Genomic DNA, 13,485 nt, shown 5'->3' with positions numbered 1-13,485 from the left:
CCGCTCGGCGGAACACACCGGCGCGGGATCGTCGCCACCGCCGCCGACTCGGACAATCCTCCGATCACCGGGCGCGGGTCCCAGGACGCCGGGTACTGTCGTGCTGGAAAATTTCACACGCCAACGGGGGCTCGCACCAGCGGGCTGAGAGGACGGCTAGGGGCCGTCGACCGTATGAACCTGACCGGGTAATGCCGGCGTAGGGAGGAAAAATCATGGCAACTGTTGCGTCCAAAGATGGGTCCGAGACCGTGGAATCGGTCACCACCGGACCGATCGAAGGCAGTGTCAAGCACTACACCGAGGCCGACGGGCTGCGGATTCCGGTGCGCCGGGTGAACCTGACCAACGGCGAGCACTTCGACCTCTACGACACCTCGGGGCCGTACACCGACGACGCCGCGGTGATCGATCTGGAAGCGGGTCTGCCCAAGCTGCGCGACACCTGGGACAAGCCCGAGGTCGACGGGCCGCCGACCCAGCTGGCCTGGGCCAGGCAGGGAATCGTCACGCCGGAGATGCGCTTCATCGCGGCCCGCGAGGGGGTGTCCCCCGAGCTGGTGCGCGACGAGGTCGCCGCCGGGCGCGCCGTCATTCCGGCCAACCACCGGCATCCGGAACTCGAACCGACGATCATCGGCAAGAAGTTCCTGGTGAAGATCAACGCGAACATCGGCAACTCGGCCGTCTCGTCGTCCATCGCCGAGGAGGTCGAGAAGATGGTGTGGGCCACCCGCTGGGGCGCCGACACCATCATGGACCTGTCCACCGGCAAGAACATCCACGAGACCCGCGAGTGGATCCTGCGCAATTCCCCGGTGCCGGTCGGCACCGTGCCGATCTACCAGGCGCTGGAGAAGGTGAACGGCGATCCGACCAAGCTCACCTGGGAGATCTACCGCGACACCGTGATCGAGCAGTGCGAGCAGGGCGTGGACTACATGACCGTGCACGCGGGTGTGCTGCTGCGCTACGTGCCGCTGACCGCCAAGCGGGTCACCGGCATCGTCTCCCGCGGCGGATCCATCATGGCCGCCTGGTGTCTGGCGCATCATCAGGAATCGTTCCTGTACACCAACTTCGCGGAACTGTGCGAGATCCTCGCGAAATACGACGTGACCTTCTCCCTCGGCGACGGCCTGCGGCCCGGGTCCATCGCCGACGCCAACGACGAGGCGCAGTTCGCCGAGCTGCGCACCCTCGGTGAGCTGACGAAGATCGCGAAATCCCATGGCGTGCAGGTGATGATCGAGGGCCCGGGCCACGTGCCGATGCACAAGATCGTGGAGAACGTGCGGCTCGAGGAGGAACTCTGCGAGGAGGCGCCGTTCTACACCCTCGGCCCGCTCGCCACCGATATCGCGCCCGCCTACGACCACATCACCTCGGCCATCGGCGCAGCGATCATCGCGCAGGCGGGCACCGCGATGCTCTGCTACGTCACCCCGAAGGAGCATCTCGGGCTGCCGAACCGCGACGACGTCAAGGTCGGCGTGATCACCTACAAGATCGCCGCGCACGCCGCCGACCTGGCCAAGGGGCATCCGCACGCACAGCAGCGCGATGACGAATTGTCCAAGGCGCGTTTCGAATTCCGCTGGCGCGACCAGTTCGCGCTGTCGCTGGATCCGGACACCGCCCGGGAGTACCACGACGAGACCCTGCCCGCCGAGCCGGCCAAGACCGCGCACTTCTGCTCGATGTGCGGGCCGAAGTTCTGCTCGATGCGCATCTCCGCCGATGTGCGCGAGTACGCCGCGCGCAACCAGCTGACCGACGTGGAGGCGATCGAGGCGGGCATGGCGGAGAAGTCCGCCGAGTTCATCGATCACGGCAACGCGGTGTACCTGCCGGTCGTCTCGTAATCCGCTGCGTCCGTACACCTCTCGCGCCGTCGAGGGGTGTACGGACGGTCAGTCCCGGCGCATGACCTCGAGCAGGGATTCGAGGTGGTCGGCGGGGACCACCTCCATCCACTCGCCGCTGCCGCGGATGGTGGCGGCGATATCGACGGTGATCCGATTGCGCCACCAGTAGATCGCGCGGCTGATCGGCCGCGCGTCGGCCTCGCCCGCGACGAGCAACTGGGCGAGCAGGCTGGTGCCCGCGAACACCGTCGGGCCGGTGATCGGATGGACCAGCACATGGGTGTGGCCGGGTAGCACCAGCAGCGCGCCCCACGGCCCGACCACCGGATAGTCGTCCAGCCATCGCACGTGCGCGGTGACGAAATCCGAAGCGCCGTAGATCATCTGGAGATCCACGTCGTCCATGCCGTCGATCTCGGCGGCCATCAGATCCAGTCCGCCTTCCGCGCGGGTATTGCGCTCGGCGATCGCGAACAGGTCGGATTCCTTTGCGCCCCAACGCTGCGCGGCCGCATAGGTCACCGGCACCATCAGTTCGCCGTAGTCGATGAGTACCCGCTGCAACAGGCCGGGTGCGACCAGCCTGCGCACGTCGTTGATCAATCCGCTCGTGCGCGCCGAACACAGCCGGGTGCGCAATTGCGGGCGCACCGCCGCCAACCGCGACAGATCCAGATGCCCCGCCGCCAGATCCGCCAGTTGCACGTCCAGCCGATCCCCGATCAGCGTCGCCCACAGTTGCCGCGGCACCCGGGCGACCAGCCGGTCCAGCCGCGTGTGCGGCAGCACCACCCGATACCCCGCACCCCCCGACAGCACGAACTCCCCCGCGGACGCCTCGAGCACCAACCCATGCCGCACCCCCACCTCGTTGACCAGCAGCTTCATCAACCCGGACGACACATCGCGCATAGCCCCTCGCTCTCGACCGCAACCACCCAAGTATATCGAACATATGTTCGAGGCAGTATCGGTCTCGGGTTCCCCTTCAGGTTGCCCCTGTCAACCAGTTGATTTCGTGCGCTGTGGCGCGCCCCTTCAACGGACTGGTCCATCATCATGGGCATCTCCGACGAAGAGACGCTCACGATTCTCCGGGGATTACAACGAAAGATCCCCTGGTGGGGCGTGCCATTGCCGCAGCACTCGAGTCCCCGCCCACGGTGACAACGGCCCGGGTCGGCAACGTCAGTGGTGACAACCAAGACTTGCGATCACAGGTTTCCGGGTTCGAACCGATTTCAGCGATTCAGCCCAGACGGACGGTATCTCCCACTGAGATCGTGCCGCGGCAAACCACTTCGGCCTTCAAGCCGAGAGTGTTGCTGTGTTCTCTGCCAAGGGATTTCAGTACCGAAGCGCTGAGTGAAACGCCGGTTCGGGGTTGGTCGATCATGACGCAGCGGGGCATCGCTACACCGAGGCGCAGAACAACAGTTGGGCCGATCGAGAGAATGGCGCCGCTCCAGCCGTCCTCGATGAACCCGATACCGTCGGTCTCGACGAGGAGGTTCGCGCGGGTTCGGTGCGGGTCGAAGGTCGTGTCGACAAGCTGTTCGACCCGCCGCACCGAGGAAGTGGTCACAATGTGCACGCCGCTTTCGTCATGGTGCTTGATCGTGGATTCCGCGCGAAGGACAAGTGGCTGCTCGAACGCCTCGGTCAGCGCCTTGTCCGCCAGCGGGTCACCCACTCGGTATCGCCTGTCGTCGCCATCCCACAGGTAGGCAAGGCCTGAGGGCACGTCCACTGCCGACCGCCACCGCATGAGGCCGGTGACCTTTCTGAACCGGCGCGTGGTCTTGCCACTGGCAATCCCCCCATCGGCCGTGTACACCGCCCACCGACGGTCGAAATGAAGTCCTCGTTCGTCGACAGCGGCTCCGGGCAGCGATTCACCCGCGGTGGATTTCACCGGAAAACGCCTGATCTCGGCAATCTGCCCGACCACCCGCGGGGCACACTCTCGCTGCGACAACTATTTCATCCCCCGCTCGAACCTCCGGCACCCTGGAAGGCACGCGCCCTTCCTGCAAACGATCAGGATGCCATATACGACCCACCCCGGCCGGGGCCAAGGCTGCCGCGCTGAGACACCGCAGCAGCACGCACTTCTTCCCCCGCGGCCGCCCACGCGTCGGCATTTATTGCGCGTTCCCAGGCCCACCGAACGCTCTTTCTGCAGCACACTTGTCGACACGGCCGACGGCACCGCAACCCGAAAGGAGTCGGCGATGGCAAGGGCGGGGGAACTGGTCACCGAGGTCTTCGATTACGACGGTGGGCGCCGGGTGTCGGTCTATGTTCCGGCGGATCGGCCGGAGGCGGTGGTGTTCGCCGGTGACGGCGAGTTGATTACGCAGTGGGGCGTTGATCTGGCGGCCGCGGACGTGCCGGCCACGGTGATCGTCGGGGTACACCGCGCGGCCGATGAGACGCAGCGGCTCCACGAGTACTCGCCGGGCTTCGATCCTGCGCGATTCTCGGCACATGAGCGGTTCTTCGGCGTAGACGTGAGCCGGTGGTTGCGATCACGGTTCGGGGTGGCCCTGCCCGCTGAGCGCACCGCGGTGTGCGGCGTGTCGGCCGGTGGAGAGCTGGCGCTGGCCATGGGACTGCGGCATCCAGACGTCTACGGCACCATCTGGTGCGCCTCCCCCGGCGGAGGATATCGACCACCTGCCGTCATGCCGAGTCCGCTGCCGCGCACGTACCTCGTCGCCGGCACCCTGGAGCCGTTCTTCCGCCAGAACGCGGCCCGGTGGGCGGACGCGCTGCGCGATGCGGGGGCAGATGTCGTGCTCAACGAGCGGGCCGGATCGCACGGCGGCGCATTCTGGCGTGCAGAGTTTCCGCTGATGGCGGCGTGGGCGTTCGGTCGTCGATGAACCGTTGGGACACAAGCCATTTCGGTTGATTACCGATTCGGTTGATCGACTGCGCAGCTGATCAGTAGTCGAGTGGTGTGCGTGATGTGGTCGCGCAGCAGGTGCTGTGCGTGGTCGGCGTCGCGGGCGAGGGCGGCGTCGAGCAGTGCCCGATGTTCGACGGCGACGTCGCGGTCGGGTTCGTCACCCAGGGATACAGACCACTGCCGGTACAGCTCGGCTTCCTGCCGTAGCGACCGCGCCGTGTCGAGCAGCCGCCGGTTGGGGCAGCCCGTCAGCAGCGCGTGATGGAAGGCTGCGTGGGCCTGCGACCATTCGTCGGTCAGACGGTCCGGATCGGCCGGGTCCCGGTATGGCGCGCGTTCCAGCAGGTGGTGTGCCGCAACGGCATCGGCCTCCCAGCGCATATCGCCCTCGGCCACGGACAGGCGCAGGACCAGGGATTCGATCTCCGCCCGCGCCTGCGTCAGCTCGGCCAGATCCTGATGGGACAGCGGCCGGACCTGGTAGCCCTGATGCGGTTTCGCCACCACCAGCCCCTCGGCGACCAGCCGGGTCAGCACCTCCCGGGTGGCACCGACGCTCACCTGGTAGCGGTCGGCCAGGTCCGGGAACTTGAGGCGTGCGCCTGGTACCAGCCGACCGCCGAGGATGTCGGCCCGCAACGCCTGATGGATGCCGTCGGTGCGGGTCGTCCCGCCACTCTTCGCCATGACCCCACTCTAGCAGTTTACGAATAACTCTTGAACTTTCGAAAGTTTGCGGCTAGTTTCGAAACCATCGGCAGCCCGGCCGTACCCGCCGGAAACCGTTGCCGAGCAGCGCTATTCGAGGAGTTGCCATGCACTCGCACACCGATGGCCGTCCGTCCGTGCTCCGCGGCGGGACCGTCCTCACCATGGATTCCGCCCGCACCGTGGTCGAGGGCCACGACGTGCTCGTGGTCGACGGCCGGATCGCCGCCATCGGCGTCGACCTCGTCGTTCCCGACGGCACCGACGAGATCGATGCCCGCGGCGGCATCGTGATGCCCGGGATGGTCGACACGCACCGGCACATGTGGCAGACCACGACCCGTGGCTACGGTGCGGACTGGACACTCACGCAGTACTTCGTCTGGTACTACCTGAACTGGGGCACGAAGTTCCGGCCCGAGGACATCTACGCCGGGAACCTCCTCGGCGCGCTGGAGGCGCTCGATGCCGGGGTCACCACCTGTGTGGACTGGTCGCACGGCCTGCAGACGATCGACCACGCCGACGCGGCGGTCGACGCGCTCGCCGCGGTACCGGGCAGGTTCGTGCTGGCCTACGGCAACATCCAGGACGCGCCCGCGAACTGGACGGGCACACCGGAGTTCCGCAGGTTCTTCGACCGCCGGGCCGGCGAGCTCGAGGGCTTCCAGATCGCCTTCGACGTCACCGGCGATCCGAGCTTTCCCGAGCAGCCGGCGTTCGAGGTCGCCCGCGAGCTGGACCTGGCCGTGACCACGCACGCCGGCGTGTGGGGCGCGACCGGCGACGACGCCGTGCGACTGATCCACGAGCACGGCTATGCCGAGTCCAGGACGGTGTACGTGCACGCCTCGACGCTGTCGGCGGACTCCTACGATCGCATCGCGGCGAGCGGCGGATCGGTGTCGGTGTCCACGGAGAGCGAGCAGAGTGCCGGGCAGGGTTATCCAGCCACGGCCGCCCTGCGCGCACACGGAATTCCCGTGTCGCTGTCGCTGGACAGCTGTGTGCTCTGCAGCGGAGACCTGTTCTCCGCGATGCGCACGACGTTGGGCGCCGACCGCGCCGCCGAGCATCAGGCGGCGCACGCGCGGGGTGAGACCGTCACCCACGCCTCGCTGCATGCCGAGCAGGTCGTCGAGTGGGCGACCCGGGGCGGCGCGCGAGCGATCGGGCGCGACAACGAGATCGGCAGTGTGCAGGTCGGCAAGAAGGCGGACCTCGTGCTCGTCCGCAACGACGCTTCGCCGGCGATGTCGCCGCTGCTCAACCCGCACGGACACGTCGTCCTGCATGCGCAGCGGGCAGATGTCGACACGGTCCTGGTCGACGGCCGGATCGTGAAACGCGACCACCGGCTGGTCGGTGTCGACCTGGCTGGGGCACGTCGGGCGGCGCAGGCGACGGTCGACTACCTGCGCGCCGAACTCGGGGAGCAGGCTTGGCGCGCGGGCATGAATCCGGAGATCCCCGAGACCAAGGTCCTCGACAACCCCTACACCTACACCGACTACCGGTCCGCGACCACGCACGGCGACCCCGTGCCGACACCTCGTTGACCCATCCGAACCGTTCACCTCTTTGGTCAGGAGTCCACACCATGCGTTTCGCCACCATCTCGGATCGGCTGTCGCTGATCACCGCGTCCGATACCGTCATCGACATAGCCCGAGCCAGCGGTGGGTGGTTCAGTCCGAATATCCAGGACGCCTACGAGCACTGGGACGAACTGCTCGAGTTCTGCCCGACCGTCACCGCCGAGGGCACGCCGCTGTCCGATTTCCCCGTGACGGAATTCGGCAATCCCGCCCCGAATCCGCGGCAGCTGTTCGCCATCGGCCTGAATTACGCCGACCACGCCGCGGAGTCCTCGCTCGGGGTGCCCGCAGAACCGCCGGTGTTCACGAAGTTCGTGACCTCGCTGGCTGATCCGTACGGAACGGTCACGCTGGTGCCGGGCAAGGTGGACTGGGAGGTCGAACTGGTTGTCGTACTCGGCCGCCGAGCGCATCGCGTCGCCGCCACGGACGCGTGGAGTTACGTCGCGGGAGTCACTGTGGGCCAGGATATTTCCGAACGTGTCCGGCAGCGGGTAGGCCCGGCGGCGCAGTTCAGCATGGGTAAGTCCTTCCCGGGCTTCGGCCCGATCGGACCGGTGCTGGTCACGCCGGACGAGTTCGATGACCCCGACGATCTGGAGCTGGGCTGCCTGATCAACGGCGAGCAGATGCAGCAGGGCCGGACCTCCGACATGGTTTTCCCGGTCACCGAGCTGATCGCACGGCTCTCCGCGATCACGCCGCTGCTGCCCGGCGATGTCATCTTCACCGGCACCCCGGCCGGCGTCGGGTTCGGTCGCACTCCGCAGCGGTACCTCGCCCCCGGCGACGAACTGGTCAGCTACGTGCGCGGCGTCGGCGAGATGCGTCATCTGATCGTCGCCGGGCAGTAGGCCCCCCGAATTCCCTGGAGACACAATGGCATTGCACCGCCTGTCGTCAGTCACCATCGGCGTACCAGATCCAGCCGCGACCCGCGATTACTACACCGAATTCGGGCTCGCACCCCGCCCCGACGGCTGGCTGTCCACCCGCGACGGCGGCGACCAACTCCGGCTCATCCGTGCCGCATCCCGGCGACTGGCCGAAATCGTCATCGGCGCAGACGATTCCGATGATCTGGACGCGGTGGCCGCCCGCCTGCACCAGCTCGGCCTGCCGGTGGAACGTACCGTCGACTCGGTCGCCACCATCGAGCCGGTCGCCAATTTCCGTGCCGTAGTGCGGATCTCGGGCCGTATCACCCAACCTCCCGCACCGGTGACCCCGTACAACGGCCCCGGCCGCATCGAACGCCAGGGCACCCGCGCCCCCGGGGTGCTGCGTGCGGATCCGATCCGGCCGCGCAAGCTCGGCCACGCGGTCCTGGGCTCGGTGGACTACGCGGCCACCCGCCGCTTCTTCGTCGACGGTCTGGGTTTCAAGCTCTCCGACGAGATCAAGGGCGAGGGCGCGTTCCTGCGCTGTTCCACCGACCACCACAACGTGCTGGTACTCAACGCGCCGGTCAACTTCCTGCACCACACCTCGTGGCAGCTCGACGACATCGATGACGTCGGCCGCGGCGCCACCGCCATGCTCGAAGGTCATCCGGAACGGCACATCTGGGGACTCGGACGCCACCACGCGGGCTCGAACTTCTTCTGGTACCTCAAGGATCCCGCGGGCAACTTCTCCGAGTACTACTCCGACATGGACTCGATCGTCGACGACCAACTCTGGACCCCGGAAGTCTTCGAAGGCGCCCAGGGCCTGTTCAGCTGGGGCCCGCCGCCACCGCCGTCGTTCCTGCACCCCGAAGACCTCGCCGCGCTGATGACCGGCGCACATCACGCCGGATAGCGGCCTACCCACATAGGAGAGATCATGTCTGACCTGTACGTACCGCAGATCCCGGACAACCTGAACATCCGATTCGTCGAGAACCGCATCGTCGTCGAACGCCCCGCGCAGGTCGTCTACGACTGGGCGACGACCTGGTCGAATCTGCCGAAATGGCTGCCCTTCGCGTCGGGGACCGAGGTGCGACGCGGCACCGAAGGGGTCCCCGCCGAACTCGGGGATGTGCTGCTCGAGTACATCTTTCCGGAATTGAACGAGAAGCCGAAGGAATACACCGTGGTGGCGCGGGTGCCCGGCAAGCTGTGGACCGTGGTCGGCCGCGACATCCTCGACGACGGCACCCCGGCACCCGCGATGCACGCCATCGCCACCTTCACCACCTTCGACCTCGGCGACGGAACGACCTTGTTCTGCAGGGTCTTTCAGCGGCTGATCCCCGACACCGAGCCGCCCGGCCCGCACCCGGTCGAAGACCCGGCGCAGGTCCAGCCCGGACTGGAACTGCTGAAGGCGCACATCGAGGGCACAGCCGGATAGCTCGGCGACCGGACGACGAAAACCCCTGGCATGGACGCGTTCTCGGAACGCGCCGCTGCCGCTCGAGCACATCACGAGGTAATCCGATGAACAGCGACACCACGCTTGCCAAGCCGTATCTGACCGGCCACTACCAGCCGGTACCGGACGAGGTGACCGCGCACAACCTGACGGTGCGCGGAACCATCCCCACCGAACTGAACGGCCGCTACTTCCGCAACGGCCATAATCCGAAACCCGGTGACATACCGACACATTGGTTCAAAGGCGCGGGCATGCTCCATGGCCTGCGGCTGCGTGACGGTCAAGCCGAGTGGTATCGCAACCGGTGGGTGAAGACGCCCGCCCTCGACGGCGCACCCTATATCCGCGAGGACGGCAGCATCGATTTGACCGCCAGTGTGGCGGGCACCCACATCATCGAGCACGCCGGCCGCATCCTGGCGCTGCAGGAGTCGAACCTGCCGTTCGAGGTGACCCCGGAGCTGGATACGGTGGGCGCCTACGACTTCGGCGGCAAGCTGAAAACCGCGATGACCGCGCACCCGAAGGTGGACCCGGTCACCGGTGAACTGCATTTCTTCGCCTACTCCCCCGTCGCGCCGCATCTGATCTACTACATCGCCTCGGCCGAGGGCGACATCCGCCACCAGCAGGTCGTCGAGGGCGCGGGCCCGTCGCTGATGCACGACTTCGCGATCACCGAGCACTACGCGGTGTGGCTGGACCTGTCGGTGACGTTCAACCCCGCCGAAACCTCCGGCATCCCTTACCGGTGGGACGACGCCTACCAGGCGCGCATGGGTATCCTGCCTCGCACCGGCACCGGTCCGGTGCGCTGGTTCGACGTGGAACCCGGTGCGATGCTGCATGTTTCGAATGCCTACGAAGACGAGGCCGGGCGGGTCGTCGTGGAAGGCCCCCGGCTGGACCGGTCGGCCTGGGAGACATCGTGGAAGTGGTGGATCGGCGCACCCGGATACCAGACCGACCCGGTCGCCGGGGCGCTGCAGTACCGCTGGGTCCTCGAACCCGGGCAGGGCACCGCACGCGAGGAAATGATGGACTCGCTGGTCACCGAATTCCCGACTATCAACCTCGACTACCTCGGGCGCCGCAACCGCTACAGCTACGCTGTCGCCTACCCCGGCTCCGGATATGACGGCGTCGGAATCGTCAAGTACGACAACGACACCGGCGCACGCCTGCTGGCCCCGACCGGCACGGGCCGCATCCCGGGTGAGGCCGTTTTCGTCCCCGCCGCCGATGCCACCGGCGAAGACGACGGCTACCTGCTCACGCTCGTCGGCGACCGCGCCGGCAAGGCGTCGGAGCTGCTGATACTCGACGCTCACGACTTCACCGCGCCGCCGGTCGCGGCCGTCGAGCTGCCCCGGCACGTGCCCGGCGGTATCCACGGCTCCTGGATCGCGGACTGATCATGTACTCCCGACGACAGCCCGTCCCCGCCACCCGAACCCCCACGCCGTCGGCCCGGGCATGGATCGGGCTCACCGTCCTGGCCACCGCGCAGTTCCTGGTGGTGCTGACCACCTCGATCGTCAATATCGCCCTGCCCGACATCGCGCGCGGGCTCGACCTGTCATCCGTCGGGCTCTCCTGGGTCGTCAACGGCTACGTACTCGTCTTCGGGGCCCTGTTGATTCTGGGCGGTCGAATCGGCGATGTATTCGGGCGGCGGCGGGTATTCCTCACCGGCACAGCGATTTTCGCGGCCACCTCGATCGCGGCGGGACTCGCCCCCACCGCCGCGGTTCTGCTCGCCGCCCGGGTCGGGCAGGGGGTGGGCGCGGCACTGCTCGCCCCGACCGCACTCGCCTTGGTGCTGACCTTGTTTCCCGCAGGCGCGGGCCGCGCGCGGGCGATCGGGGTGTGGGGTGCGGTATCGGGCATCGGCGGCGTCGCCGGGGTGCTCTCGGGCGGCCTCTTGTCCGGCGTATTCGGCTGGCGCGCGGTGTTTCTCATCGGCGCACCGGTAGCGATCGCGGTGCTGGCCGCCACGATATGGCTGGTGCCCGCCGACCTTCCGGCGGGTGGCCGGATCGACCTGTGGGGCGCGGCATTCGTGACCGGGGGGCTCGCCGCCCTCACCTACGCGCTCTCGGTCGGCGGGCAATATGGCTGGACCGCGCCCCGCGTCCTCGCCCCGCTGACCGCGGCGGTATTACTGCTCGTCCTCTTCGCCGGATCACAGCGGCGGCAGTCGCAGCCGCTCATCGCGCCAGCGCTCCTGCGTATCGGCGGAGTACTCGCCGCGAACATCGTCATGACACTGCTCGGCGCGGTATGGCTGGGACTGTTCTTCTTCCTCCCGCTCTACCAGCAGAAGGTGCTCGGCTTCACACCGATTCGAGCCGGTCTCACCCAACTGCCGCTGGCGATCATGATCACAGCGGCCTCCACGATCACCCCGCGCCTGACTCGATATCTCAATACCCGAGCCCTGCTGACCACCGCACTGGCACTGCTCGCAGCCGGCCTGGCCTGGCTGGCGCGCACCCCGGTCGACGGACGCTTCCTGACCGACATCGCCGCCCCGTCACTACTCATCGGCACCGGCCAAGGCGTCGCGTTCGTTCTGCTCACCGCACGCGCCACCACCGACGTCCCCGCCGAACACACCGGGTTGGCCGGCGGGCTGATCAACACCACCCGCCAGATCGGCGGCGCGCTAGGACTGGCCGGGCTACTCGCCATCACCACCGCGACCGGCGACTCCGGCCATTCCACCGCATCGCAGCTCGCGCACGCGTACGGCACCGCGTTCGCCGTTACCGCGGCCATCGCCGCAGCCGCGGCCCTGCTGACCGCCGTCCTCCGCGACAGACCCACAGGGTGAAATCGGCTGAACATCGCTTGGCCGTGCCCCGGTATGCCGATTTGTGATACGACTGGGGCACGCCATTTCGCTTGGTGTATAGGACAACTGGAGATCTCGACGTGCGTATTCGGATCGTTGTCGCCGCATTCGGCGCCGCACTCGTCCTCGTGGTCAGTGCGGTAGGGCTGTACTACTACGACGGCGGGTCCCGGGACCATACGCATCTCCAGGTCGGCGACTGCTGGGATTACAGCGCTCGATTCGATGAAGCGGTACACCTGAAGTCGTGTGCTGAGCCGCACTACGGCGAAGTGATCCTCGAGGCAGGGTACGGCGCTCTCGCCAAGCACCCGTCCGGAGGCCTCGACGCCTGGGGCTTCTGCAAACAGCGGCTGAGCGAAATCCTCGCCGAGAACACCCATCTCGACTACTGGATGGTCCCGAACGACGGAATCCTCTGTGCGGTGACCGCCGCAGACCATGCCGATACCCGGATCGGCGGTCTCACCGGCAGAGTCGACCGCTGAACCAACTCACGAATTGCACAGGGTGGGCGGACCATTGGCAGAGCAGACGAGCGAGCGGACGACACCCTCACCTGGGGGGCGGGCGATGGACAGGCGACTACGCCTACGGCGGATCGCCTGGCTGCTGGCGGTCGCCGCGCTGGCTGTGGCGGCCCTCGCGGCAGTACCCGCGATCTGGTGGTCGGACCGCTTCTACCGGTTTCAGCATGTCCCCTTGTGGGCTTTGCCGGTGTGTCTGCTCGGGTTGGCGTCACTGGTTCGTCTCGCGCCGAAGTCGGGCTGGCAACGCGGTTGGGCTCGGGTCGTACCCGCGGCACTGCTGACGCTGGCGATCTTGCCGCTCGTACCGGTGACAATGTTGTGGGCGGCCTTCGGTTCGGAGGACGAAAATCCCGTGGTCGTCGCGGTCAGCCCCGACGGTCGTCACGAGGCCCGCACGCATGACGTGGACGCCATGATCGACACCCTCTGTGGCGTCGAATTGCGGGAGCGCGGCGGCCTCTTCAGCAGGCGGATCCCGGTGTGGACAGCGCCCGAAGGTCAGCGCTGCCCACAGCGGGTGTCCTTCACGGGAAGCGACACGATCACCATCATTGATGCGCGCGGCAAGGAGATCACAGCACACTTCGACGCCCGCAGGCTGCAGGTGACCGAACTCGTGTCCCCGCCATCATGATCGACGCGAGAT

At 67.2% G+C, this 13,485-nt stretch carries 13 protein-coding genes and 1 riboswitch; of the genes, 10 read left to right on the top strand and 3 right to left on the bottom strand.

The window, feature by feature from the left end; all coding sequences use genetic code 11:
* The first annotated feature begins 113 nt into the window (after nucleotides 1-113).
* Nucleotides 114-223: riboswitch (TPP riboswitch) on the top strand.
* Nucleotides 216-1,865, top strand: a complete 1,650-nt coding sequence (gene thiC / locus TY25_RS26040; protein ID WP_042260196.1) for a phosphomethylpyrimidine synthase ThiC — start codon at nucleotides 216-218, stop codon at nucleotides 1,863-1,865. (Overlaps the previous riboswitch by 8 nt.)
* 48 nt (nucleotides 1,866-1,913) lie before the next feature.
* On the opposite strand, the gene TY25_RS26035 is transcribed toward thiC, so the two are convergent.
* Complete coding sequence (locus tag TY25_RS26035; RefSeq protein ID WP_042260194.1) at nucleotides 1,914-2,780, bottom strand: hypothetical protein; 867 nt, start codon at nucleotides 2,778-2,780, stop codon at nucleotides 1,914-1,916.
* Between the two features lie 337 nt (nucleotides 2,781-3,117).
* Nucleotides 3,118-3,819 carry an MOSC domain-containing protein gene (locus TY25_RS26030; protein ID WP_162184227.1) on the bottom strand — a complete coding sequence of 234 codons (702 nt, stop codon included), beginning with the start codon at nucleotides 3,817-3,819 and terminating at the stop codon, nucleotides 3,118-3,120.
* 283 nt (nucleotides 3,820-4,102) lie between these two features.
* Between TY25_RS26030 and TY25_RS26025 the strand changes: the two genes are divergently transcribed.
* Nucleotides 4,103-4,756, top strand: a complete 654-nt coding sequence (locus TY25_RS26025; RefSeq protein ID WP_042260190.1) for an alpha/beta hydrolase — start codon at nucleotides 4,103-4,105, stop codon at nucleotides 4,754-4,756.
* 29 nt (nucleotides 4,757-4,785) lie between these two features.
* Here TY25_RS26025 and TY25_RS26020 read toward each other — a convergent pair whose 3' ends face one another.
* Nucleotides 4,786-5,469, bottom strand: coding sequence for a GntR family transcriptional regulator (locus TY25_RS26020; RefSeq protein ID WP_042260186.1), 684 nt, complete (start codon nucleotides 5,467-5,469; stop codon nucleotides 4,786-4,788).
* A gap of 128 nt (nucleotides 5,470-5,597) precedes the next feature.
* Here TY25_RS26020 and TY25_RS26015 point away from each other — a divergent pair, with 128 nt between their 5' ends.
* The 8 genes from TY25_RS26015 to TY25_RS25985 all read left to right on the top strand — a co-directional run bounded on the left by TY25_RS26015 (nucleotide 5,598) and on the right by TY25_RS25985 (nucleotide 13,473).
* Nucleotides 5,598-7,049 carry an amidohydrolase family protein gene (locus TY25_RS26015; protein WP_042260183.1) on the top strand — a complete coding sequence of 484 codons (1,452 nt, stop codon included), beginning with the start codon at nucleotides 5,598-5,600 and terminating at the stop codon, nucleotides 7,047-7,049.
* 41 nt (nucleotides 7,050-7,090) lie between these two features.
* Nucleotides 7,091-7,942 carry a fumarylacetoacetate hydrolase family protein gene (locus TY25_RS26010; protein ID WP_042260180.1) on the top strand — a complete coding sequence of 284 codons (852 nt, stop codon included), beginning with the start codon at nucleotides 7,091-7,093 and terminating at the stop codon, nucleotides 7,940-7,942.
* A gap of 25 nt (nucleotides 7,943-7,967) precedes the next feature.
* Nucleotides 7,968-8,891, top strand: coding sequence for a VOC family protein (locus TY25_RS26005; RefSeq protein ID WP_042260178.1), 924 nt, complete (start codon nucleotides 7,968-7,970; stop codon nucleotides 8,889-8,891).
* Between the two features lie 24 nt (nucleotides 8,892-8,915).
* Nucleotides 8,916-9,428, top strand: coding sequence for an SRPBCC family protein (locus TY25_RS26000; protein WP_014988759.1), 513 nt, complete (start codon nucleotides 8,916-8,918; stop codon nucleotides 9,426-9,428).
* Nucleotides 9,429-9,514: 86 nt separating this feature from the next.
* Nucleotides 9,515-10,867, top strand: coding sequence for a carotenoid oxygenase family protein (locus tag TY25_RS25995; protein ID WP_042260175.1), 1,353 nt, complete (start codon nucleotides 9,515-9,517; stop codon nucleotides 10,865-10,867).
* 2 nt (nucleotides 10,868-10,869) lie between these two features.
* Nucleotides 10,870-12,288, top strand: coding sequence for an MFS transporter (locus TY25_RS25990; protein WP_042260173.1), 1,419 nt, complete (start codon nucleotides 10,870-10,872; stop codon nucleotides 12,286-12,288).
* 101 nt (nucleotides 12,289-12,389) lie between these two features.
* Entirely contained in the window at nucleotides 12,390-12,797 is a 408-nt protein-coding gene (locus tag TY25_RS40755; protein WP_052383190.1) for a hypothetical protein, read from the top strand.
* 85 nt (nucleotides 12,798-12,882) lie between these two features.
* Nucleotides 12,883-13,473, top strand: a complete 591-nt coding sequence (locus tag TY25_RS25985) for a hypothetical protein (protein ID WP_042260170.1) — start codon at nucleotides 12,883-12,885, stop codon at nucleotides 13,471-13,473.
* Nucleotides 13,474-13,485: the final 12 nt, after the last annotated feature.

The organism is Nocardia brasiliensis NBRC 14402 (assembly GCF_000308475.2).
GTDB lineage: Bacteria > Actinomycetota > Actinomycetes > Mycobacteriales > Mycobacteriaceae > Nocardia > Nocardia brasiliensis.
The sequence above is the reverse complement of the archived record's forward strand: the minus strand, read 5'-3'. Positions and strand labels throughout refer to the sequence as shown.

Coding starts and splice junctions, on each gene's coding strand:
- TY25_RS26020 (WP_042260186.1), bottom strand. CDS start 5,469: ATGGCGAAGAGTGGCGGGACGACCCGCACCGACGGCATCCATCAGGCG.
- thiC (WP_042260196.1), top strand. CDS start 216: ATGGCAACTGTTGCGTCCAAAGATGGGTCCGAGACCGTGGAATCGGTC.
- TY25_RS26000 (WP_014988759.1), top strand. CDS start 8,916: ATGTCTGACCTGTACGTACCGCAGATCCCGGACAACCTGAACATCCGA.
- TY25_RS26025 (WP_042260190.1), top strand. CDS start 4,103: ATGGCAAGGGCGGGGGAACTGGTCACCGAGGTCTTCGATTACGACGGT.
- TY25_RS25985 (WP_042260170.1), top strand. CDS start 12,883: ATGGACAGGCGACTACGCCTACGGCGGATCGCCTGGCTGCTGGCGGTC.
- TY25_RS25995 (WP_042260175.1), top strand. CDS start 9,515: ATGAACAGCGACACCACGCTTGCCAAGCCGTATCTGACCGGCCACTAC.
- TY25_RS26010 (WP_042260180.1), top strand. CDS start 7,091: ATGCGTTTCGCCACCATCTCGGATCGGCTGTCGCTGATCACCGCGTCC.
- TY25_RS26005 (WP_042260178.1), top strand. CDS start 7,968: ATGGCATTGCACCGCCTGTCGTCAGTCACCATCGGCGTACCAGATCCA.
- TY25_RS26035 (WP_042260194.1), bottom strand. CDS start 2,780: ATGCGCGATGTGTCGTCCGGGTTGATGAAGCTGCTGGTCAACGAGGTG.
- TY25_RS26015 (WP_042260183.1), top strand. CDS start 5,598: ATGCACTCGCACACCGATGGCCGTCCGTCCGTGCTCCGCGGCGGGACC.
- TY25_RS25990 (WP_042260173.1), top strand. CDS start 10,870: ATGTACTCCCGACGACAGCCCGTCCCCGCCACCCGAACCCCCACGCCG.